At 45.8% G+C, this 24,705-nt stretch carries 12 protein-coding genes; 3 read left to right on the top strand and 9 right to left on the bottom strand.

Translation table 11 applies throughout. The features are described 5' to 3' along the window. Positions 1-129: 129 nt before the first annotated feature. Complete coding sequence (locus tag R7127_RS22615; protein WP_005377343.1) at positions 130-1,035, bottom strand: LysR family transcriptional regulator; 906 nt, start codon at positions 1,033-1,035, stop codon at positions 130-132. Between the two features lie 112 nt (positions 1,036-1,147). On the opposite strand from R7127_RS22615, the gene dkgB reads away from it, so the two are divergent. Next, positions 1,148-1,948 carry a 2,5-didehydrogluconate reductase DkgB gene (dkgB, locus tag R7127_RS22610; protein ID WP_017821668.1) on the top strand — a complete coding sequence of 267 codons (801 nt, stop codon included), beginning with the start codon at positions 1,148-1,150 and terminating at the stop codon, positions 1,946-1,948. Between the two features lie 198 nt (positions 1,949-2,146). On the opposite strand, the gene R7127_RS22605 is transcribed toward dkgB, so the two are convergent. From R7127_RS22605 to R7127_RS22580, 6 genes are all read right to left on the bottom strand, one after another. After that, entirely contained in the window at positions 2,147-2,839 is a 693-nt protein-coding gene (locus R7127_RS22605; RefSeq protein ID WP_033906133.1) for an SDR family oxidoreductase, read from the bottom strand. Positions 2,840-2,945: 106 nt separating this feature from the next. Further along, positions 2,946-3,644, bottom strand: a complete 699-nt coding sequence (locus R7127_RS22600) for an IclR family transcriptional regulator (RefSeq protein WP_017635969.1) — start codon at positions 3,642-3,644, stop codon at positions 2,946-2,948. A gap of 87 nt (positions 3,645-3,731) precedes the next feature. Next, positions 3,732-5,702 (bottom strand): tetratricopeptide repeat-containing diguanylate cyclase, encoded by a 1,971-nt coding sequence (locus tag R7127_RS22595; protein WP_318142094.1) that lies wholly within the window; start codon positions 5,700-5,702, stop codon positions 3,732-3,734. A gap of 187 nt (positions 5,703-5,889) precedes the next feature. Continuing rightward, positions 5,890-6,243 (bottom strand): DUF2750 domain-containing protein, encoded by a 354-nt coding sequence (locus R7127_RS22590; protein ID WP_005377352.1) that lies wholly within the window; start codon positions 6,241-6,243, stop codon positions 5,890-5,892. Positions 6,244-6,418: 175 nt separating this feature from the next. Then, positions 6,419-7,033 (bottom strand): OmpA family protein, encoded by a 615-nt coding sequence (locus R7127_RS22585; RefSeq protein WP_033906131.1) that lies wholly within the window; start codon positions 7,031-7,033, stop codon positions 6,419-6,421. 2 nt (positions 7,034-7,035) lie between these two features. Continuing rightward, complete coding sequence (locus tag R7127_RS22580) at positions 7,036-8,310, bottom strand: TolC family outer membrane protein (RefSeq protein ID WP_212756271.1); 1,275 nt, start codon at positions 8,308-8,310, stop codon at positions 7,036-7,038. Between R7127_RS22580 and R7127_RS22575 the strand changes: the two genes are divergently transcribed. After that, a complete protein-coding gene (locus tag R7127_RS22575) occupies positions 8,303-17,401 on the top strand; it encodes a tandem-95 repeat protein (protein WP_318142095.1) in 9,099 nt (3,032 codons plus the stop codon). The two genes, R7127_RS22580 and R7127_RS22575, sit on opposite strands and share 8 nt — an antisense overlap. Before the next feature lie 86 nt (positions 17,402-17,487). Here the strand turns inward: R7127_RS22575 and R7127_RS22570 are convergent, their stop codons facing one another. Together R7127_RS22570 and R7127_RS22565 are read right to left on the bottom strand one after the other, a co-directional pair. Next, positions 17,488-18,102: an OmpA family protein gene (locus tag R7127_RS22570; protein WP_005377363.1), complete on the bottom strand. Its 615-nt coding sequence runs from the start codon at positions 18,100-18,102 to the stop codon at positions 17,488-17,490. 2 nt (positions 18,103-18,104) lie between these two features. After that, positions 18,105-19,418, bottom strand: coding sequence for a TolC family outer membrane protein (locus R7127_RS22565; RefSeq protein WP_021707835.1), 1,314 nt, complete (start codon positions 19,416-19,418; stop codon positions 18,105-18,107). A 389-nt stretch (positions 19,419-19,807) separates the two neighbouring features. Between R7127_RS22565 and R7127_RS22560 the strand changes: the two genes are divergently transcribed. Then, the coding region (locus R7127_RS22560; RefSeq protein WP_318148535.1) for a Calx-beta domain-containing protein at positions 19,808-24,705 on the top strand (4,898 nt) is incomplete at its 3' end.

Raw genomic sequence — 24,705 nt, 5'->3', positions numbered from 1 at the left:
GAAGCCTGACTATTACTGTGAGTACTAGGAGGCAAGGTGCCTCCCTGATATTCAGGACACTATGAGATTTTTGTTGTGAGAAAAAGCGGCAAAAAGACAAAAGTGTTTTGCCACAAACAGCGGTGGTCTTTAAAGGAACTGGTGGTTCTCTACCTTGATTTCTTGCTTGATGAAGTCAATAAAAGAGCTGATCCGGCGTGAGGTACTGGCATTTTTGTAATACACCGCATGAACGGGCTGTTCGACATTATGCGTGTGTTCACTAAGCACGCCCACTAAGCGACCAGCTTGTCGGTCAGAGTAGGTCATAAAGTCAGACAGGCAAGCTATCCCCGCACCATGTAAGGCTAAACATCTTAGCGTCTCGCCATTATCAGATCTTAGGCTACTCATAATACGCAGAAGTTTGTTCTTATCATCCATGATCGGCCATTCCTTAAGATACTCCGGCTTGTTGAATCCAAGTAGCTTGTGATTGAGTAACTGATCTATTGAGGTTGGAGTACCATGTTGTCTTAAATACTCTGGACTTGCGACGATTCGAATCCGACTTTTACCAAGAAATATCGCGCGCATGGTTGAGTTTTGTAGCTCACCGATACGAAAAGCAATATCGGTTTTTGTTCCCAAAAGGCTAATATTTTCCTCATTGGAATTGAGATCGATTTCGACTTCTGGATACAAGCTCTGATATTTAGCAATGTGCGGCGTTAGTACGTGCAGTAAGAAGGGGGTAGCTGCGTTTATTCGTAGGAGGCCAGAAGGCTTATATTTCTGGCTTTTCAGTTGTGCTTCGGCATTCTCTACTGCTTCTACAATATGTCTGACTTTATCGAGGTATATCGTTCCTTCATTAGTAACATCTAACTTACGGGTTGTGCGATTTAACAAGGTCGTTTCGAGTTTGGCTTCTAGCCGAGATACCGATCGACTCACCGCCGAGACGGTCATCGATAACAGTTCAGCCGCAGAGCTGATTGAACCCGTATCGACCACGGCCATAAAGGTGCGCATTTCATCTAGAGTAGCTTTCATTGTTGAATATATTTCAAATTAGATTTGAGTATTGTTAACTTTACGGAAAGTTTCTTGCGGCGTAAAGTTTTGCTTCGAATCAACTATAAAATCGATAATTCAGGAGATTTAGATGAAAGTACCATCATTTGGCGTCGGCACGTTTCGTTTAGAGGGTGAAGTAGTTAAGGATTCAGTCCGTAATGCGTTAGAAGTGGGTTACCGCGTAATTGATACTGCACAGATTTACGGTAATGAGGCAGAAATCGGTGAAGTATTGACACAGTCCGGTATTGCACGTGATGAGCTATTCATTACGACGAAGATCTGGGTTGATAACATGAACACGGAACAACTCATTCCAAGTCTAAAAGAGAGCTTAGAAAAGCTAAATACAGATTATGTGGATTTGACCTTGATCCACTGGCCTGGCAATAACAATAACTTGAACGAATACATGGCTTCATTACTTGAAGCTAAATCGCAAGGGTTAACCCGTAATATTGGCGTATCCAACTTTAATATTGACTTGTTGCAACAAGCGATAGAAGTGGTCGGTAAAGAGAATATTGTTACTAACCAAATCGAGCTTAGCCCTTATTTGCAAAATCGTAAGTTGGTCAGCTTCATGCAGGAAAACGATATTCAGGTAACGTCTTACATGACCTTGGCATATGGGAAAGTACTTGGGGACCCAACTATTGCAGGTATTGCTGAGGACTATCAGGCCACGCCCGCTCAAGTCGCGCTTGCTTGGGCTTTGTCAAAAGGTTACGCGGTGATCCCGTCTTCAACTAAACGAGAGAATTTGGCAAGTAACCTGAAAGCACTTGAACTTAATCTGAGTGAAGAGACGATTGCAAAGATAGATGCGTTGGAAAGAAATGGCCGCGAAGTAAACCCTGAAGGGCTAGCGCCTGAGTGGGATGATTGAGTGAGTTTCACGGGAAATCATTGTCTAAATGACACCTCTGCAATCGCTGACTTCCTCAGCGTTTGACGGTAGTACAACACCATAGACGATAACGGCTCGCTTGTCTGACGATAGTGCGAGCTTTTATCTTTTTGGCCTATTAGTTTACTGTATTCTCCCGGCCTTCAATTTGGCCGGGAGACGTCATTTAGAGAACAGTTACCATTCGATTGTAGAGCCATCAAATACGCGGAAGCTTCCGGATTGCTCAAGTGTTAGCTGTTCTGCGACCGAAACAATACCAGCAACACTTTCCTCGGCAGAAAAGGTTGCGTCCTCACCGCCCATATCGGTTTTTACCCAGCCGGGATGAACTGCGACAGTTTTTACTCCTCGCGATTCGAGATTGCGTGCTGCTGATACTAGAACCTGATTAAGCGCTGCTTTAGATGCTCGATAACTGTACATGTTACCTGAACTGTTATCGCTTAAACTCGCAACTCGGGTTGAGATTCCCACGATGGTTTTGTGCTGACTTTTCGCAACGTTGTCTTGTAGTGCTTGAATTAGCAGGGCAGGTGCGACGGTATTTATGTTTAGTACTTCTAGCCATTTTTTCTGGGTCATTTCGCCAAGCGTTGCACACTCTTCGCCTAATACACCTGCATTCAGAATTAAATGATCGAGCGGACGATCCGCTAATCGAGTGGCTAACTGATCGATATCTTGTTGGTTAGTGACGTCTAGAGCCATCAGTTGAAGTTGATTAGATTGGGTTACTAGTTCATTGAGCTGCTTAGCATTTTCTGGTGAACGACAAGTTGCGATAACTTGCCAACCTTTTCCAAGGTAGTGGCGGACAAATTGCAAGCCTAAGCCACGGTTAGCGCCAGTGATTAATACAGTAGACATCGCTTCTCCTACGTTGTTGAGTTGAACAACGACCATATTAGAGGCGACGTATAAGCATGTAATCAAAACAGTATAAAAATGGCCTAGAATTCGACATTGTCAAACCTTAAAGTTTGAGAAAGATGCTGGCAAAGTGTTTTAGCCTAGTGACCGTCAGTTCGGAGGCAGCACCGCTGACACCTGCAACAGCAACGACCTTACCATCCAAGTAAAGGGGGATCGCTAAGCAATTGAGGTTTGGCTCTGCCTCTTCTAAATCGAGTGCGTAACCTGATAATACAACCTGATTAAGTTCAGTTTCTAACGTGGGGGATATTTGGCTTTCAAGGCGCAATGTTCGGCGAAGCTCATCATCAAAACTAAGAAAAACCTTGCCGATCGCAGATGTTGTGAGTCCTTCTCGTTTCCCTCTCGGGCTACGGATAGTAAGAGGGTTATCCTGCTCTATAGCATCGATATACAAGTACTCTTTAGCGCCACTTTGTACAGCGAGGTAAGCAGTGTTGTTAGTCATTTGGGCCATTTTTTTCAGCAATGGAACAAAATGTTGTCGGATAGCTTCGTTTTTTTGTTCAATCGGCTTAGACAGTTCATAGCATCTAAACCCTAGGCTGTAGCTATGGTTGTGTTTGGATACATATCCAAGAGAGTGTAGAGTCGCAAGTAACCCGTGAACAGTCGTCTTATTTAACTGGATCGCATTACTGATCGTCTGTAATGATAGGGGAGACTCACTCATCGAGAGCAACTCGAGGATTAGAAAACCTCGCTCTAGAGACTGAATGTTTTTTCTTGCCTTGGGCACAAAGACTCCTTGATGATGGTGTTGCATCTGAATGGCTTACTGATGCTTCCACCTATAACAAACCACTACGCTGGTGGTTTGGTTTTATTAGAGAATATACTCAGCACTTAAACTGATCGGCTCGTTGTATGCGTCCACAAGGGAGTTTTTTCCTTGCTTCTTAGCATTGTATAACGCTTGGTCTAATATCGAATAGAGCTCATCAAAGTTGGTGAGTGGCATTGAGGTTGATAGATAGGCCAGACTCGCAGATATATTCAATTGATGGTCATTAAGCGAATGTACACTCTTTTCTGAAATTGTTTTATGCAGACTTTGTATTCTAAAGGGAACGTCAATCTCATCGACGTTTTTCAATAGCAAGATAAACTCTTCTCCACCTAAACGACCCAAGTAATCTCCCTTATTAAGTTTAGCTTTAAGCGCTTTGCATACCTGTTGTAGTACTAAGTCGCCAGTCGGATGACCGTACTGATCATTAATCGCCTTAAAGTCATCTAGATCGATTAATGCTAGAACGTAGCGGAAGTCTCCTTCCGCTTTGGAGGTTTGGCTTTTAATCGTCTCTATAATTGCCGCTCTGTTTAATGCACACGTTAAGCTGTCTATTTTGGCTTTTAAGCGTGTTTGTCGCTGAACCATCAATGCCAGAGCGAGGAGAATCAATAAACAGAAAACAACAAAATTATAAGTGCGTTGTTGGTCTGTGAGTTTTTCAAACTGGTACTGACTTAGAAGAGTTTCGTTGTTCAACTGCGCGACTTGTAGATTATATTCATACTCTTTTTTAGAGAGATCTAGTGCCTCTAACGCCTTGATATTACTCGCGTCTCGGTTCGTTAGTTCAATCGTCGAGTAGGCCTTGTGATGCTCCAGTGCCTTTTTGTAATCATTTTGAGCTTGGTATGCTTTTGAGAGGAGTAATTGGGCTTGCGCTTGCAATAAGGGCCTAGCGTTTTTTACCGCTAATCTTAACGCAATTGTACCGTGTTCAATCGATTTTTCGGGTGTATGGTTCTTTAAATATGCCAATCCAGCAGCCAAATGACCCTCTGTTTCAAGGTGCGTATTCTCATAAGTTTGGGCAATGTTTAATGCTCTTCCAATGTAATCTACCGCGGTATCCAATTGCCCAGAATCGGCCAAAGCAGCAGATAACCCTAAATAGGTCAACCCTTGCCCGTATGGATAATGAAGTTGTTCGAGAATCGTTAATGCATTTTTGTAGTGGCTGATGGACTTATCGAGTTCTTTGCATTTTCTGTACATCGCTCCTAGACTATGTTCGACTTGCGCAACTTCAAGAGGTGTCCCTTCATCTTGGCGAACCAGTAAGGCTTGAATGAGATATTGCTCTGATTGTTCAAATTGCCCCAGCTCTGCAAGTAAATTGCCGACGTCATTGTAAATCCCTGAAGGATCGCTTTGCGTCGACATGTTGGCCATCAACTGTCGATACAAACTTAAGGCTTTTTCATAGTCACCGCGGTAATTGTAGTTATTTGCTATTACGCGCAAAGCAAGATCAACAGGGAAGTTTTCTTGATGCTTATGATTTAAGTGGCTCTCTAAGGATGAGCAATAAAAGTTTGCTTTGTGATAACGACCTTGTTGATTCAGCGTATAACAAAGTTGATAGTTCATCAGAGCCTTGCCTTCGGAATCGGATATTTTCTTCATTGTCTGTCGCAAAGAAGAAAAGCTATCTACTGAGGCCTCGTAACTACCATGCTTACGTTCCTTTAAGGCAAGAATATATTCTGATTCTAATTGAGAAAAACGGTTGTCTAAGACTTGACTGCTGCCGTAGTAAGGCTGATTTATGTTTGACATATATTCATAAATCAATCCACTTACGTAGAGCTTTTCGCTGTCCGATTTCGCTGTATGGTAGCGATCTTGAAGCATGCTCAATGCCGACTCAGGGTTGCTTCGTAGTGTGGTTTGGTAGACAGAGTGCCACTGTGTGATATTTTGGTTTGGTTCAATATCTTGAGTGTCGCTTGCGTATGCTGGAGTGAGCAAAAGTGACGCAAGCAAGGGATAGAGCACGCGCATGTTTAAACGAGCCTTTAATTTAAGGTGCCTTTAAAGTTGAGTTATCATAGCGCTTTTAACGCATCAGCGTTGTGATTAAGTTGGGTGTACTAAGAAAAAGAGCAGTAAAACTATGTACTTGGTCGAGATATTGAAAAAAGAGGCATAAAAAAGAAAGACCTCAACATAAAGTTGAGGTCAGAAATCTTTAATCAATGTAAAGCTTTGCTAGATCTTGAGGCTCCATTTCTTTGCCTTCTAACTGATCGTTCCAGTTAGTTCCAACAAGAACACCATCTTCAGCAAGAGTCAAAAGCCAATCCTCAACAAAGATATCTAATGGGATTTCTAGTACAGTAAAATCTGCCCATTCTTCAACATTATGTGCTTCTGCATCTTCTTTAGAAGACCAGAAAGGCATGACTTCGCTGTTTTCGAATTCAGTTGAATCGCAAGATAGCCAACCTTCTTCATTGCGTAAACCCCAAACCAATTGGTTTTCTTTCGTTTCTGCAACAAAAAGGTCAAGGTTCGCTTGGATATCTGATGTAAGTTTGCTCATTTCAAAACTCTCGTTGTTATGACGTGGCTAGAGTAACACTAAAGTGCCGATTCCTAAAGCATAATACGGTTGTCGAAATGAGTAAAAATAAAGGAGCCGAAGCTCCTTTTCTGAGGTTAAGTATTCACTCGTTTTTGTTTGCTTTATGCTCACAGAGCAAACAAAAACAGGTACTTTACCTTTCTGGAAGAGTTGTGAATATTGTCCACTCTCTTTTTATCTCGCCTTTGTAACCAACGACTGATGCGGTTACTCGACGATTTAAAGCATGGCTGACTTCATCGGTCCCTTGCTGTGCTAAGTGAGTGTCACCAAAACCAACAATGCGGACTCTACTCGGTTCGATTTCGTAGCTTAGTAGGGCTTCACGGACATTGCGTGCTCGTCTTTCAGAAAGATCTTGGTTATGCTTTGAACCACCAACTTTACTAGCATAGCCGTGCAGCTCTATCGAAGTAGTAGGGTACTCTTTTAAAAAGTCGGAAAGCTCTCGAACTTGTCTTCTGAAGACTGGATTGATCTCATCAGAGTCGTTAGCAAAAAGTATCCGCACTTGCATGTTATCTGATGCTTTAATGTATTCTCCACAACCGTCGTTGTCGACCTCTGAGCCTTCAGGTGTACCTGGGCACATATCTCGAGCATTGATGACACCATCGTTATCGTCATCTTGCAAATCTGCTATTTGTTCTGCATTTGGTACAGGACGATACTCATATTCGTCTTCAGCAACAACGTGTTGAGTGATGGCGAGCATACCCAATGCAAATAGAATCTTCACTGGTTTCATGATCAGTACTCCACCTTTTCATTCCATTCTGTAGGTACATCGACACGCAAGGCATTTAACAATTGGCCAGTCGCGTTCATAACGCGGTACTTGGCGTACTGCTCTGAGTATCGAGCATCCAAGTAGTTCTTTCTCGCTTCGAAAAGTTCGTTTTCAGTATTTAACAAGTCCAGCAGAGTGCGTTTTCCAATGCGATACTGCTTTTCGTAGGCGATGACAGTTTCAGAGGCCGAATCTACGTGATCCGCTAGGAACTCTTTTTGTTGAAGTGTTAAATCTAACGCACTCCAAGATAGACGAAGACCTTCTTCGACTTGGCGGTATGCACGTTCTCTTAAGTCTTTTGCTTTATTTAGTTGGTAGGCAAAACTTTCAGCGTTGGCTACGTCACTACCACCGTTAAAGAGGTTGTAACGCATGCGCAACATCGCTGTTGTCTCTTCGCTGCTTCCTTCAATACCGCTTGCATCATCACGCCATGTTTGAGCCGCTTCTACCGATATCGTTGGGTAGTAAGCTCCCTTAGATTGCTTGTATTGGAACTTTGCAGAGTCCACATCAGCTACCGAGATTTTGATTACTGGGTGTGACTCGAATGCCAAGTCAATCGCTTCATCGATGGTGTAGGGAATAAAGTTTTGGTCCGCTCTTGGGAAAATCAATCCTTGTGGTGACTGTCCGACAAGGCGTGTAAAGGTGGTGTGGCTGTCATATAAGTTGTTCTGAGCTGCCACCAAGTTACCGTGAGCCTTTGCTAAACGAGCCTCTACCTGGGTTAGGTCTGCTGTAGAACCGATACCTGAGTTAACTCGCTTTTTAATGTCTTCATAGATCTTCTTATGCACTTTCAAGTTATTCTCGGAAAGTGTAAGAATTTCATAAGCTTTTACTGAGTCTAAATAAACTTTCGCGACCTCTAGAGCGGTGTCTTGGGCATCAGCTAGAAGTTGATAACGGACCGATTCAGCATCAGCTGCTGTTCGATCCATATCATTAAGTGTCGCTGAACCATCCCATATTAGCTGGGTTAGTGTCACGGTGGCTTCTTTTCTTGTCAGATCGGTTGAATCTCGCCCTGACTCTGCAGGTTTGATTCCTTCGTAACCGATACCGGCATCTAAGTCTACGGATGGGAGGTAAGCACCACCAGATGCTTCATTCACATACTGCTTGCTAACGAATTCATTGAACGCACTTTTGATGTCAGGATTGGTTTTTAATGTGTTTTCAACCGCTTGCTCTAGCGTTTGCCCAAAAGCATGACTAGCGGTGAACATACCAATACAAAAGGCGTTGGCACGAGTCCACTTCACTGTGATTCTCCCTGACCAAGCGACGGTCAACGTCACCGTGAATGCGGTGAACGACACGCCTGTGGTTGAAAGCGGCATTGCAGACCAAACCTTGGCAGAAGACTTTACGCCATACAGCATCGATCTAAATACCGCTTTCAGCGATGTGGATAACGCCGATGGTGAGTTAACGTTTAGTGTCTCTGGCAACAGCAACATTCAAGTGGCGATCGTCAATGGGATTGCTACGTTCACTCCAACCGCAGACTGGAACGGCTCAGAAGCGCTGACCTTTACTGCCACCGATCCAAGCGGTGAAAGCGTTAGCCAAACGGTGAACTTCACGGTTACCCCTGTGGCGGACATCGTGGCAGATAAAGCGACGGTTGTGGAAGACACGCCAACCATCATTAAGGTCTTAGGCAACGACACGTTCGAAGGCAACGACAAAGTGGTGTCGCTGGATAGCAATAACGGTCCAGCTAACGGCACGGTCTCCGTCAACCCGGATGGCAGCGTCACTTACACGCCAAACGACAACTACCACGGTACAGACAGCTTCACCTACATCGTCACGTCCGGTGGGGTATCAGAGTCCACCACGGTGAACGTCGATGTGACGCCAGTGAATGATGCGCCAGTGGCGACCAATGACAATGCCGTTACTGACGAAGATACACCAGTGACGATTGATGTCCTGCCAAACGATACTGATATTGATGGTGATACGCTGTCTATCCAATCGGCGTCCGTACCTGAAGCGCAAGGCACAGTCGAGATTGTTGATGGCAAACTGGTGTTCACACCGGCTGAGGACTTCCATGGTGATGCTGAAATCACTTACACCGTGACCGATGGTTCGCTGACTGACCAAGCGACGGTCAACGTCACCGTGAATGCGGTGAACGACACGCCTGTGGTTGAAAGCGGCATTGCAGACCAAACCTTGGCAGAAGACTTTACGCCATACAGCATCGATCTAAATACCGCTTTCAGCGATGTGGATAACGCCGATGGTGAGTTAACGTTTAGTGTCTCTGGCAACAGCAACATTCAAGTGGCGATCGTCAATGGTATTGCTACGTTCACTCCAACCGCAGACTGGAACGGCTCAGAAGCGTTAACCTTTACGGCCACCGATCCAAGCGGCGAGAGCGTTAGCCAAACGGTGAACTTCATAGTAGCGCCAGTGGCGGATATCGTGGCAGATAAAGCGACGGTTGTGGAAGACACGCCAACCATCATTAAGGTCTTAGGTAACGACACGTTCGAAGGCGACGACAAAGTGGTGTCGCTCGATACCAACAACGGTCCAGCCAACGGCACGGTCTCGGTCAACCCGGATGGTAGCGTAACCTACACGCCAAACGACAACTACCACGGTGCAGACAGCTTTACCTACATCGTTACCTCCGGTGGGGTATCGGAGTCCACCATGGTGAACATCGATGTGACGCCAGTGAATGACGCGCCAGTGGCGACCAATGACAATGCCGTTACTGACGAAGACACGCCAGTGACGATTGATGTCCTGCCAAACGATACTGACATTGATGGCGATACGCTGTCTATCCAATCGGCGTCTGTGCCGAGTGACCAAGGGACAGTTGAAATTGTTGACGGCAAGTTGGTGTTCACACCGGCCGAGAACTTCCATGGCGACGCTGAAATCACTTACACCGTTACCGATGGTTCGCTGACTGACCAAGCGACGGTCAACGTCACCGTGAATACGGTGAACGACACGCCTGTGGTTGAAAGCAGCCTCGCAGACCAAACCTTGGCGGAAGACTTTACGCCATACAGCATCGATCTGAATACCGCTTTCAGCGATGTGGATAACGTGGATGGCGAGTTAACGTTTAGCGTCTCTGGCAACAGCAACGTGTTGGTGTCGATTGAAAATGGCATCGCGACCATTAGCCCAACGGCAGACTGGAACGGCTCTGAAGCGCTGACCTTTACTGCCGCCGATCCAAGCGGCGAGAGCGTTAGCCAAACGGTGAACTTCACGGTAGCGCCTGTGGCGGACATCGTGGCAGATAAAGCGACGGTTGTGGAAGACACGCCGACCATCATCAAGGTCTTAGGTAACGACACGTTCGAAGGCGACGATAAAGTGGTGTCGCTCGATACCAACAACGGTCCAGCCAACGGCACGGTCTCGGTCAACCCGGACGGCAGCGTGACCTACACGCCAAACGACAACTACCACGGTACAGACAGCTTTACCTACATCGTTACGTCCGGTGGCGTCAGCGAGTCCACCACGGTGAACGTCGATGTGACGCCAGTCAATGACAAGCCTGACAGTGAGGACTTTACGCATGTGACTGACAAGCCTGTGACGCAAGTTGTATTTGATACTGATACGAAACCTTTAGGTGATGGCGACTCTCAAGATCATATCGCGGATGTTGAAGACGACTTAAAAGGCAACGATCTACATGTCCGAATTACTGAACTGCCAACCTCAGGTACGTTGTTCTTTAAAGATAGTGATGGTGAGTTGCACGAAATTAAAGAAGTAAGCGATACGCTTTATGACAAAGACAGCCTTTACTATGAAGCTGATAATGTTGGCTTCTTATTAGGTATCAAAGATCGTCCAAATACGCCTAATGGCTCGGAATCTACAACAGATTTCAATAACTGGGGATTAAGTGAGGATGGTGGTTCATCACATTCCCGTACTGAGCATTTAGCAAATGGAGCTTCTATCACCATTTCTTCTGATAGCGGTGAGCTTGCGCAGTACAACCGCCAGGTGTCACACATCGGCAATGGTATCGCTGACAATGATGGGCAGGGTATTGAGAAAGGTGAATCGATTACGATCGATTTGTCTAATAATCCTGTGGGCAGCGTAAACCTTGGCTTAGATGGATTAGGTGGATTGTTTGATTACGGTGATGACAACGCAGCACTTATTACGGTTACATACTTAGATTCAAATAATGTCCAACAGACTCAAACGTTCGAGTTTTTGAAGCCTGAAGGCAACTTCATGCTATTCCAAGAAACAAGCGTTGGTTATGGGAAAGATCTAGCTCTTCCTGAAGGTTCGGTCATTACTCAGTTAGATTTTTCTACGAAAAATGAAGGTAACTGGGAGTTACGTTATGTAGAAGGTGTTCCTGCCGAAGACAGCTTTGGATATGTGGCAGTCGACTCTGAAAATGGCGTTAGCGATCCATCTACAGTCAATATCGTTAACGAAATGTTAGATGGTAATGTTGCGGAAAACGGGCCAAGTCTGTCTGTGGTCGGTGATAGTGTGACCGAGGGTGACAATGTCACGTTCTCGGTTGTTCTAAATGAAACCACTAGCACTGCCGTTAAGTACCAAGTTGATATGCTTGCTCAAGGTTCTTCAGTTGATAAGAATGACGTAAATCTATCAAATGCAACCTATACAAATGGTGTTGTTTTCTTAGGTGGTTACTTGATTGTTCCTGCAGGTATAAGTAGCTTCGAAATATCGATTCCGACTATTGATGACTTGGTTGTGGAAAGCAGCGAAACGATCGTTCTTGAGATCGGCGGTGAAACGGGGACGGCAACAGTTCTTGATAATGACAGTACAAAACTTAGCGTAGTAGATGCCGGCGATGTCATTGAAGGAACTGACGCAATATTTACCGTTTTACTCTCTAACCCTGTTCAAGAGGCCGTTGTCGTCAATCTGAAGTCAACAACAAATGATAGCTATACTGCGGAAGATGTTGATTTAGGCGCTATGGCAGTGACCTATGTGGATACTCATGGTCAAACTCAAACATTAGATATGGCGCCTAATGGAGACGTTACCATACCTCCAGGTGTCGCTGAAATTAAAGTCGCAGTCCCGACCAAACTAGATAATGTCCATGAAGGTGATGAGAGCTTTGGTCTGACGGTTACGGAAATCGGTAGTGTCACCAGTAATGGTATTGCAACTGGTAACGCAAATATTGTGGATTCTGATCCTGCACCTTTAGTTAGTATTAGTGCCGATCAAAACAGCGTAAATGAAGGTGAAACGGCAGGCTTTACGCTGACACTTGATAAAGTTGCAGATGAGAGTGTTACGGTTCATGTCGAATATAGTGGCGTGGCCCAAGATGGAAAAGATTTTGTTGGCGTTCTGAGTGTTGAAGTTCCTGCGGGTCAATCTTCAGCTGCTCTTGACTTACTGACGGTCACCGATGGTATTTATGAGGGCGCAGAATCTTTCACAGTAACCATTAAAGAGGTGGATGGCGCTGATGCGAGCATTGCTTCAAATAACAGCGCAAGTGTTGTGATCGTTGATGCCCAAAGTGCACCGAAAGTGACTATTAGCTCAGATCAATCCTCAGTTGATGAAGGTAGTGATGCAAAATTTATCGTCAACATTGACCAAAAAGCAGATGAAGATGTACTGGTAACATTCACAATCGGAGGGAATGTTGATGACAAAGATTATATTGCTCCAAGTACGTACACAGTCACGATTCCAGCGGGTAAAACGTCGGCGCCGATTGATATAAAAACTCTCGATGATGGTATTTACGAAGATCTTGAAAACCTAACCGTGACTCTAATTGATACGGTTGGTGCAGATTCGACGCTTGCAAGTGACTCGAATGAAGCAACAGTCTCTATTATAGATGCTCAGCACGCTCCAGAGTTCATTTCTGGCGGCGATAGTGCTGGTGACAAGCCAAATGATGATGTTTACGACTTCGGGTCAGTTAACGAAAACACGGCGAGTGGGGCCGTTATCGGCACGGTCGTTGCTGAAGATCACGATAATGACGTGCTTGTATACCGCTTTGCAGATGGCTCGAGCACTAATGGTATTTTTGATATCGACCCGACAAGCGGACAGATTTCATTGAACAAGACAATCGATGATGTTGACTTGGGCGATTATACGCTTCAGGTTGAGGTTATCGATGGAACTGGCGGGATTGATACTGCCGAGGTCAATGTTTCTCTGGTAAATGTGAATGATGCTCCTGAATCTTCGCCTTCAGTGGTTGAGATGAATGAAGATACTCAAGTGATGCTTGATTGGTCATCATTCGGTATTAGCGATGTGGACTCTGACGTATCAGATCTCTCCGTCCAAATTACAACGCTTCCTAGCGATGGATCATTAGAGTACAGAGATTCGCAAGGCGATTGGCAGTCTGTACAAATCGATCAAGTCCTCGATAAATCGCTTTTTGAGGAAAACGGTGTTCGTTTTGTACCTGAATTAAATGAATCAGGCAGTGACAGCTTCGGCGGAAATCAAGTCGGAGATCAGGAATCTAGTTACGCTCAAATTGGTTTTAAACCGACAGATGGGCAGAGCTCTGGTCAAGAGTCGACACTGACAATAGACGTGAACCCTGTAGCTGACAAACCGAACTTAATTGCAGTGACGCCATTAAACTCATTGCCTCAACAAGAGTTTAACGTTACGACATGGAGTAATGTTCAAGTTGGTTCTAGTGATGGTATGGGGGTCAATGGAGAGACTCTAATCTCAGCGATCAACGCTCTTAATGAAGCCGATGGTACTCGATTGAGTTGGGCAAATGTGGAAGATTTAGGGACTCATGCAACCTTGGCAAATGAGGCCGTTCTAGTCACATCTCTTGTTTATCTCGAAGCTGGCTCGAGTTACGACTTTGTTGGGCAAGCAGATGATAGCCTTGCAATCAAGTTGGGTGGTACGTTACTTGATCAAGCTCGTTGGGGGAGCGACAGTGGTGATATTAAGGGAGCTAGCTTTACCCCTTCGGTATCTGGCTTTTATCCAATTGAAATTTATCACCATAACCAAAGTGGTCCGGGTAACTTTAATGTGGATGTATCCATTAATGGACAAGCGCCTGTCAACCTGAGCAATAGTAGTCTTTACGTAGTTAGTGATGAAAGTGCACTAGAAGCAACTGATATCAGAACGTCTGAACTACAAGAAGTTAATGGTGTTGCGTTTTACGAAACATACCAGCTGAACGAAGGGTTACAAGATACAGCGATACCGCTCTCTGAAATTAAAGCAAGCTTAAATGATACAGATGGCTCTGAATCACTTAAAGTCACGCTAACTGGCTTACCTGTAGGTGCGATCCTTTCAGATGGAAATAGTTCTATTACTGTCGCAACTATTGATGAAGAACTGGACGTGACAAGTTGGGCATTAGATGCACTTACTGTGACTCCACCTGCGGGCTCCCATGATGACTTCACTATCAATTTGACTGCAACGAGTACAGAAAGCTCGAATGGTGATTCAGCAGAATCTAACTTGGCGATCAATGTTGTAGTACATGAGAACTTACCTACGGAAACGGAAAGTGATTTGGGCGAAACCATAGAAGACAATACTCTACAAGGGAATGTATTGCTTAATGACTCTGACGGCGACAATATTCTGATGGTAGATCATCTTACTATCGATGGTGCTGATTACGAGGTAGGCGAAAGTGTTTCTTTGACTAGTGGTACGTTACTAGTAAACCGAGATGGTAGTTACATATTTGAACCTGCTGAGCATTGGTCAGGTGACGTTCCATTAATTAGCTATACCACAAATACTGGCGTAACAAATACACTTGATATCAATGTTGTTGCTATCGCAGATGCACCTACGATCACGATCAATGTTGGCGACTTAGTTAAACGAGATGCTATTGATCCAAACCATCACTTAGCTACATCGGCAATAAATAATACCAATACCGAAAATGAGGCTGTCGCAGCCAACCTTGGGTTGGATAATGCAGTACCTAAAATTAATACACACGCTGGTGTTGTGTTGGGAGTCAATACTGACTTAAGTGACACCGACAGCTTGTTTGTTGGGACAGATTTCAACGATGTATTCTATGGTGGCGGTGGCGATGACGTATTTGTTGGCGGTGGTAACAATGATACGTTTTATGGTGATGACGCGACCAGTCTTACTCTGCATGATGGTAAAGATACAGTCTACTTAACAGGGAACTTTGATGACTACAAAATGACCTTCAAAGACGATCATGGAGGTAAAGTTCCATATTGGATTTTATTAGATAGTCGTTCTATCGATTCGGTAAACGATCATACAGGTAGTGATGACCGAGGTGATCATTTATATGAAATTGAACGCGTTGTTTTTGCAGACAAAATTGTTGATTTGAAACCTGATGGCACTTATGAAGTGCTTCAAGATCGCTGGATTTCGGTCGATGTGGATGTTGATCTAGTTGATGTCGATGGAAGTGAGGATTTAGCGCAGACTGCTCTTGTACAAGATCTACCAGACGGTGTTGACGTGTATGTTGATGGTGTCGCAATTAAGCAAGATTCAAATGGAGATTACCCTGTCACTCTTGGTACAGATGGTAAGCTTTCCCTGGATATCAGAGTGCCATTCGATTATGAAGGCAGCTTAGAGTTCCCGCTAAGCGTTACTGCTACGTCTGTTGAAGGATCAAATAATGACGCAGCTTCAACAACTGAATCCGTTGAGCTTACAGCTCGTGACTATGTGTTGGAGTCGGGATCGCATGGGAATGATCAGATAACGGGTAGTGACGATCACGATATTATTGTTGGTGATGTTCAAGGATTGGAGATCATTGCAGGTCAGGACTACAACATCGCATTTGTTCTGGACACTTCAGGGAGCATGGGTAACTGGGTAGGAACTGCGAAGCAAGAAGTGCTAGATGTGTTTGATGAGCTGTTAAGTGCGGTAAATCAAGGAGAGAAGCCAGGGACAGTGAATATTCACCTTAGTGAATTTGCTTCAAGTGCATCAGCGGTGATTTCTGTTGACTTGAGTTCTCTTACAGCAAGAAAAGAGTTTGTAGAAGAGTTGAATCGTGTAATTGATGATGAGGGTTCTGGCGGCACAAACTATGAGGCGGGCTTACAGTCGGCCGTTGAATGGTTCAGCAGTCAACCTAACCCTAATGGCCAAAATATCACGTACTTTGTTACGGATGGTCAACCAAATAGAGCAACATACCTCTATGGTGTAGCACCGAGTGAATTCTCGAAAGTGATTTTGGACGTCGATAATTCTGGCAAGCTTGTTACCCTGCAAGATATTGCGAGTAAAAACAATTACTCATACGGACAAACAGTTACCTACAAAGGTGATGTCGTTATAGATAGTTACGGTAAGGTTTATTCACCGCTAACAGGAAGAATCCTTGGCGATATCGACAGATATTATGGCTCTATCCGTTATTACGATGAAGGGAATAGCTCGACACAAGCTCAACACATGTATCAAGTACTAGCGGCATTGTCCTCTATAGAAGCGATAGGTCTTGGGAGTGGCGTTGATGAACATACACTCAAGCAGTATGACACTGATGGTGTGGTAGAGTCAGATATTGATGTTACTAAGCTTGCTGAAACGATATTGGGTCAAGATGTACCTCTCAAACAAGGTTCAGACACTATTCAAGGAGGTGAAGGTAACGATATCTTGTTAGGTGACTTAATTGAGTTTGGTGGTAATGAACAAGGCTTAAGTGCGATTCAATCACATGTGGCGCAGCAAACGGGTCAGGATGTGTCTACCGTTGACGGCGAAGATATACATGAGTACGTTAGAAATAACTTGGAAGAATTCAACCAAACTCACCAAGGAGATAAATCGGATAATTTATATGGCGGCGCTGGTGATGACTTACTATTTGGTCATGGTGGCAACGACATACTCGTTGGCGGTGAAGGGGATGATATTCTGATTGGTGGTTTAGGTAGTGATACTTTAACAGGGTCAGAAGGGGCCGACATCTTTAAGTGGAGTGAAGTCACTAACGATGTTGATACTGTCACTGACTTCAATAAAAATGAAGACGCTCTAGACTTCTCAGATCTGTTTGACGACTTATCTAAAGATGAAATTGGAGAGCTTCTTAATGATCTTCAATCAGGTGATCATACTGGTGATGTCGGAGAGTATCATGTAGAAGTGGCACCAGACGGGGGATCTGAGGCAAACCTGAGTATTACAAAAGGGAGCTCGACATTGGACATCCATTTTGACGGTGCAAGTGTTGATGATGTGACTCAAAGCTTAATTGCGAGTTTAGAAGCTCAGTACAAAGACATGTAGTAGCGCTAAACTGTAGTCAAATTTAAAATCAAAAAGGTCTAGCAATTTGCTAGACCTTTTATTTTTACGGTCTGTTTATTGTTGTGCTAGCTTTTTGGAAGTGTTGTGAAAACGGTCCATTCTTTCTTCACTTCACCCTTGTGGCCAATCACTGTTGCGGTTACTCGACGGTTCAATGCGTGACTAACTTGGTCTGTACCTTGTGTCGCAAGTACTGTGTCTCCATAGCCGACAATGGTAACTCTATCTCCACTAATGCCGTTCTTCATGAGCTCTTTTCTAACGTTTTCAGCGCGGCGCTTAGATAAGTCAAGATTATGTTCTGCAGTACCAGTGCGACTAGCATAACCTTGAATCTCTATAGACGTGTTCGGGTACTCTTTCAAAAAGTCGGATAGTTCAAGAATTTGTTGCGTAAAGATAGGGTTGATCACATCGGAATCGTTCGCAAATAGTACTCGAATTTGCATTTCTTGTGAGGAGTCAACGTACGAACCGCAACCGTCGTTGTCTATTTCGGCACCCAAAGGTGTACCCGGGCACAAATCTCGCTCGTTAATGACTCCGTCAGAGTCATCATCTATATGATCAGCCCACTGATCGGCAATTGGGGTATCTATGTAATCATATTCATCACCACGATCTGATGAACTGCATGCGGAGAGCATTAATGAGAGTGTAATAAAAGCTATGTGTTTCATAATTAATACTCCACTTCTTCTAGCCATTCTTTAGGCATTTCAACCCTTAATGCACTCAACAGTTGCCCAGTTGCGTTCATCACTCGATATTTGGCGTACTGCTCTGCGTATTTAGAATCTAAGTAGTCTTTACGCGCCTCAAAGAGCTCGTTTTCAGTGTTCAATAGATCAAGCAGTGTTCGTTTACCGATGCGATATTGCTTCTCGTAAGCAATTACGGTTTCAGACGCAGAGTCTACATGATCTGATAGAAACTCTTTTTGTTGTAATGTTAAATCAAGCGCACTCCAAGAAAGCCTTAACCCTTCTTCAACATTGCGATAGGCACCTTCACGCAAGTCTTTTGCTTTATTTAGCTGGTAGGCAAAGTTTTCTGAGTTCGCTGCATCACTGCCACCATTGAATAGGTTGTAGCGTAGACGCAGCATGGCAAGTGTCTCATCACTTCGACCTTTTAAACCATCAGCGTCGTCACGCCATGTTTGCGAAGCTTCAATTGAAATGGTTGGGTAATTAACACCTTTAGACTGTTTGTATTGAAACTTAGCCGAGTCTACGTCTGCGAGCGCCACTTGAATAACGGGATGAAGTTCAAATGCCAAGCCTACCGCTTCATCAACCGTGTACGGGATAAAGTTTTGGTCCGCTCTCGGAAAGATTAACCCTTGTGGTGTTTGACCGACTAAACGAGTGAACATCGTGTGAGAGTCATACAGGTTATTTTGAGCAGCAGCTAAGTTTCCGTGTGCTTTTGCCAAACGTGCTTCTACCTGCGTCAAGTCAGCAGTAGAGCCGATACCCGAGTTGACTCGTTTTTTAATGTCATCGTAAATATCTTTATGAACAGCAAGGTTGTTTTCTGAAAGCTTTAGGACTTCATACGCTTTAACAGCGTCCAAGTACACTTTAGTCACTTCAAGTGCCTTATCTGAAGCATCTGCTAAGAGTTGAAATCTAACAGATTCAGCATCAGCTGCGGTTCGATCAATATCATTTAATGTAGCGCTACCATCCCATATTAGTTGGGTCAGTGTCACTGAAGCTTCCTTTCGAGTGTAATCCGTGTCTCCTCGACCAACTTCATCTGACGGGTCTAATCCTTCATATCCAATTCCAGCATCTAGATCAACAGAGGGGAGGTAAGCACCTGATGAAGCTTCATTTATGTACTTCTGGCTCATAAACTCGTTAAATGCACTCTTAATATCGGGGTTATTTTGTAGCGTCTGTGCAACCGCTTGCTCTAGAGTTTGACCGAAAACTGGTGAAGACACTATTAAGCAACAGCAGGCTATATGTACTCGATTCCATCTCACGTTAGTTCTCCTAAAATCATGTCGCTCTTATTCTGTTTCATATTTGAGACGAGAAGTTACAAACAATGAATTTTCTTAGTGCGTATTATCAACTTGTTGATGTTTAAATGTTTAATTCAATAAAAAACAACAATCTTACTCTCTAAACTCTAGCATACGAGGCAAAGCTTGCTTGGTAAGTGGTCGATTTTTTCGTAGAAAACCTTTTTATCTTAAGAGCATAGCGGAAACTGGTTTAAATGAAGGCAAATTCTTCGGTTATTTTCCTTATTACTCTCAAAAAACTAAATCCTCTTGGAATAAAACGAAAAATTCATATTTTGTCTAAACTATAGACGTGTTTAGTGCAGTAACAAGCCTTTAATTAAACTAATACAAGGATGAAGAGCATGGATCGAGTAGCGTTAAGCTCATTGATGAGCAATGTCGTGGTTATAGGGCTTGATGGGAACCTGAGAAGTCTTGAAAGTGGTCAGCTACCTCAGCCTGGTGAATTAATTATTGAGGAAGTTTCTGATACATCAGAATTAATTGTACAACAGGTAACACCGCAAGGTAGTTCAATTAACGTTACTGATGATGTCACTGCGCTAATCGAGGCTATCGCTAGTGGAGAAGACCCTACTGCTCTTGGTGAGGATTTTGAGCCAGCTGCAGGTGAGGAAAGTGGTTCTAGCCCCCAAAATACTGGTGCAATAGATCGTACTGGCGCTGAATTGTTGGCTAGTACGAATTTTGAGACCGTCGGTATTGATGGAATCGGACTATCTACAACTCAAGCACTATCTTTGTTGGATCTTTTCAGAGTAATTAATGGCCCTGTACCACCGACTATCTTAGTTCAAGAAATATCTAGTCCGACTATCAACGAAGGTGACCAAGTTGTATTCGATATTACTCTAAGTCAAACAACTGAAGACAACACTGATGTCATTCTTTCTCTCCTTGATGGAACCGCAACAGGCGGCTCAGCTGACGAGAACGGGAGTGACTACGTCAATGAGCGTGTCCTCATAACATTTTCTGATGGTACAACAGAAGAAGTTTCAGTCGGTGAAAGCGGAACCTTTACCATTTCGATCCCACCGGGTGAAAGTGACTTTACGGTCTCTATAGACTCTATTGACGACTCTGTATTTGAAGGCCCAGAAACGTTTACGCTCTCTGGCACGACAGAAGAACAAAGCACACCTGTTACTGGGACTGCCACTATTTTAGATGATGGTAGTGGACCTGGCTCAAATCCTGATGATGATCGCCCAGCGGTAACGATGAGTGATGCAGGTACGGTTAATGAGGGTGAGACAGCGAACTTCAAAGTGACGCTGTCGAATGCCTCCGAGTCCACTGTTCAAGTCGAGCTAGGCCTGAACTTAGGTGACACCGAAGTTGGAGACTTAGGCACCTTAGAATACAACACAGGCTCCGGTTGGGTTGCAGTGCCAAACGATGGCGTAGTAACGGTGCCAGCGGGGCAAACTGAGTTTGATGTGCGTATCGCTTCCATTGATGACGCCGTTTATGAAGGTCCTGAAGATTTCAGTGTGACAGTGACTGGCATTGGTGCAGTGCAAGGCAGCGATACGGGGACGGCGACGATCGTGGACGACGGCAGTGGTCCGGGCCCTGATCCGGATGATGACCGTCCAAGCGTGACTATCTCAGATGCTGGCACCATCAATGAGGGTGAGACAGCGAACTTCAAAGTGACGCTGTCGAATGCCTCCGAGTCCACTGTTCAAGTCGAGCTAGGCCTGAACTTAGGTGACACCGAAGTTGGAGACTTAGGCACCTTAGAATACAACACAGGCTCCGGTTGGGTTGCAGTGCCAAACGATGGCGTGGTAACGGTGCCAGCAGGGCAAACTGAGTTTGATGTGCGCATCGCTTCTGTTGATGACGCCGTTTACGAAGGCCCTGAAGATTTCAGTGTGACAGTAACCGGCATTGGCGCAGTACAAGGCAGCGATACGGGGACGGCGACGATCGTGGACGATGGCACTGGGCCAGGCCCCGATCCGGATGATGACCGCCCGAATGTGACTATTTCAGATGCTGGCACCATCAATGAGGGTGAGACAGCCAACTTCAAAGTGACGTTGTCGAATGCCTCCGAGTCCACTGTTCAAGTCGAGCTAGGCCTGAACTTGGGCGATACCGAAACCGGTGACTTAGGTACCTTGGAATACAACACAGGCTCCGGTTGGGTTGCAGTGCCAAACGATGGCGTAGTAACGGTGCCAGCGGGGCAAACCGAGTTTGATGTGCGTATCGCTTCCATTGATGATGCTGTTTATGAAGGTCCAGAAGATTTCAGCGTGACGGTGACTGGCATTGGCGCAGTGCAAGGCAGCGATACGGGAACGGCAACGATAGTGGACGACGGCACGGGTCCAGGCTCTGATCCGGATGATGACCGTCCAAGCGTGACAATTTCAGACGCTGGCACCATCAATGAGGGGGATACGGCGAACTTCAAAGTGACGCTGTCGAATGCCTCCGAGTCCACTGTTCAAGTCGAGCTAGGCCTGAACTTAGGTGACACCGAAGTTGGAGACTTAGGCACCTTAGAATACAACACCGGAACCGGTTGGGTTGCAGTACCAAACGATGGCGTAGTAACGGTGCCAGCAGGGCAAACTGAGTTTGATGTGCGTATTGCTTCCATTGATGATGCTGTTTATGAAGGCCCAGAAGATTTCAGTGTGACGGTGACTGGCATTGGGGCGGTGCAAGGCAGCGTTACGGGGACAGCAACGATAGTGGATGACGGTACGGGTCCAGGCCCCGATCCGGATGATGACCGTCCAAGCGTGACTATTTCAGATGCTGGCACCATTAATGAGGGAGATACGGCGAACTTCAAAGTCACCTTATCGAACGCGTCTGAAGCGGAAACGCAAGTGGAGCTGGGTCTTAATCTCGGCGATGCCGAAGCCGGTGACTTAGGTACCTTGGAATACAACACGGGAAGCGGTTGGGTTGCAGTGCCAAACGATGGCGTGGTGACGGTGCCAGCAGGGCAAACTGAGTTTGATGTGCGCATTGCTTCTATTGATGACGCGGTGTACGAAGGCCCTGAAGATTTCAGTGTGACGGTGACTGGCATTGGCGCAGTGCAAGGCAGCGATACGGGGACGGCAACGATAGTGGATGACGGTACGGGGCCAGGACCTGATCCGGATGATGACCGTCCAAGCGTGACTATTTCAGACGCTGGCACCATTAATGAGGGTGAGACTGCGAACTTCAAAGTGACGCTGTCGAACGCCTCTGAAGCGGAAACGCAAGTAGAGTTGGGTCTTAATCTCGGCGATACCGAAGCCGGTGACTTAGGCACCTTGGAATACAACACGGGAAGTGGTTGGGTTGCAGTGCCAAACGATGGCGTGGTGACGGTGCCGGCGGGGCAAACTGAGTTTGATGTGCGCATTGCTTCCACTGATGACGCCGTTTATGAAGGCCCAGAAGATTTCAGTGTCACGGTGACTGGCATTGGGGCGGTGCAAGGCAGCGATACGGGAACGGCAACGATAGTGGATGATGGCAGTGGTCCGGGCCCTGATCCGGATGATGACCGCCCGAATGTGACTATTTCAGATGCTGGCACCATCAATGAGGGTGAGACAGCCAACTTCAAAGTCACCTTATCGAACGCGTCTGAAGCGGAAACGCAGGTGGAACTGGGTCTTAATCTTGGTGATACCGAAGTTGGAGATTTGGGCACCCTAGAATACAACACGGGAAGTGGTTGGGTTGCAGTGCCAAACGATGGCGTGGTGACGGTGCCAGCAGGGCAAACTGAGTTTGATGTGCGCATTGCTTCTATTGATGACGCGGTGTACGAAGGCCCTGAAGATTTCAGTGTGACGGTGACTGGCATTGGGGCGGTGCAAGGTAGCGATACGGGAACGGCAACGATTGTGGATGACGGCACGGGTCCAGGCCCCGATCCGGATGATGATCGTCCAAGCGTGACTATTTCAGACGCTGGCACCATCAATGAGGGTGACACAGCGAACTTCAAAGTGACGCTGTCGAACGCGTCTGAAGCGGAAACGCAAGTGGAATTGGGTCTTAATCTTGGCGATACCGAAGTTGGAGACTTAGGTACCTTAGAATACAACACAGGCTCCGGTTGGGTTGCAGTGCCAAACGATGGCGTAGTAACGGTGCCAGCAGGGCAAACTGAGTTTGATGTGCGTATCGCTTCTATTGATGACGCTGTTTATGAAGGCCCTGAAGATTTCAGCGTGACAGTAACCGGCATTGGCGCAGTGCAAGGTAGCGATACCGGTACGGCAACGATAGTGGATGACGGCAGTGGCCCGGGCCCTGATCCGGATGATGACCGTCCAAGCGTGACTATTACCGATGCTGGCACCATCAATGAGGGGGATACGGCGAACTTCAAAGTCACCTTATCGAACGCCTCTGAAGCGGAAACGCAAGTGGAGTTGGGTCTTAATCTCGGCGATACCGAAGCCGGTGACTTAGGTACCTTGGAATACAACACGGGAAGTGGTTGGGTTGCAGTGCCAAACGATGGCGTGGTGACGGTGCCAGCGGGGCAAACTGAGTTTGATGTGCGCATCGCTTCCACTGATGACGCCGTTTATGAAGGCCCTGAAGATTTCAGCGTGACAGTAACCGGCATTGGGGCAGTGCAAGGCAGCGATACGGGTACGGCAACGATAGTGGATGATGGCAGTGGTCCGGGCCCTGATCCGGATGATGACCGCCCGAATGTGATTATTTCAGACGCTGGCACCATCAATGAGGGTGAGACAGCCAACTTCAAAGTCACCTTATCGAACGCGTCTGAAGCGGAAACGCAGGTGGAACTGGGTCTTAATCTTGGTGATACCGAAGTTGGAGATTTGGGCACCCTAGAATACAACACGGGAAGTGGTTGGGTTGCAGTGCCAAACGATGGCGTGGTGACGGTGCCAGCAGGGCAAACTGAGTTTGATGTGCGCATTGCTTCTATTGATGACGCGGTGTACGAAGGCCCTGAAGATTTCAGTGTGACGGTGACTGGCATTGGCGCAGTGCAAGGCAGCGATACGGGGACGGCAACGATAGTGGATGACGGTACGGGGCCAGGACCTGATCCGGATGATGACCGTCCAAGCGTGACTATTACCGATGCTGGCACCATCAATGAGGGGGATACAGCCAATTTCAAAGTGACGTTGTCGAACGCCTCTGAGTCCACTGTTCAAGTCGAGCTAGGCCTGAACTTAGGTGACACCGAAGTTGGAGACTTAGGCACCTTAGAATACAA

The sequence above is a fragment of the Vibrio sp. 1159 genome, assembly GCF_033340395.1.
In the GTDB taxonomy this organism is placed as follows: Bacteria; Pseudomonadota; Gammaproteobacteria; order Enterobacterales; family Vibrionaceae; genus Vibrio; species Vibrio alginolyticus.
This window is presented reverse-complemented; position numbering and strand designations above follow the sequence as displayed.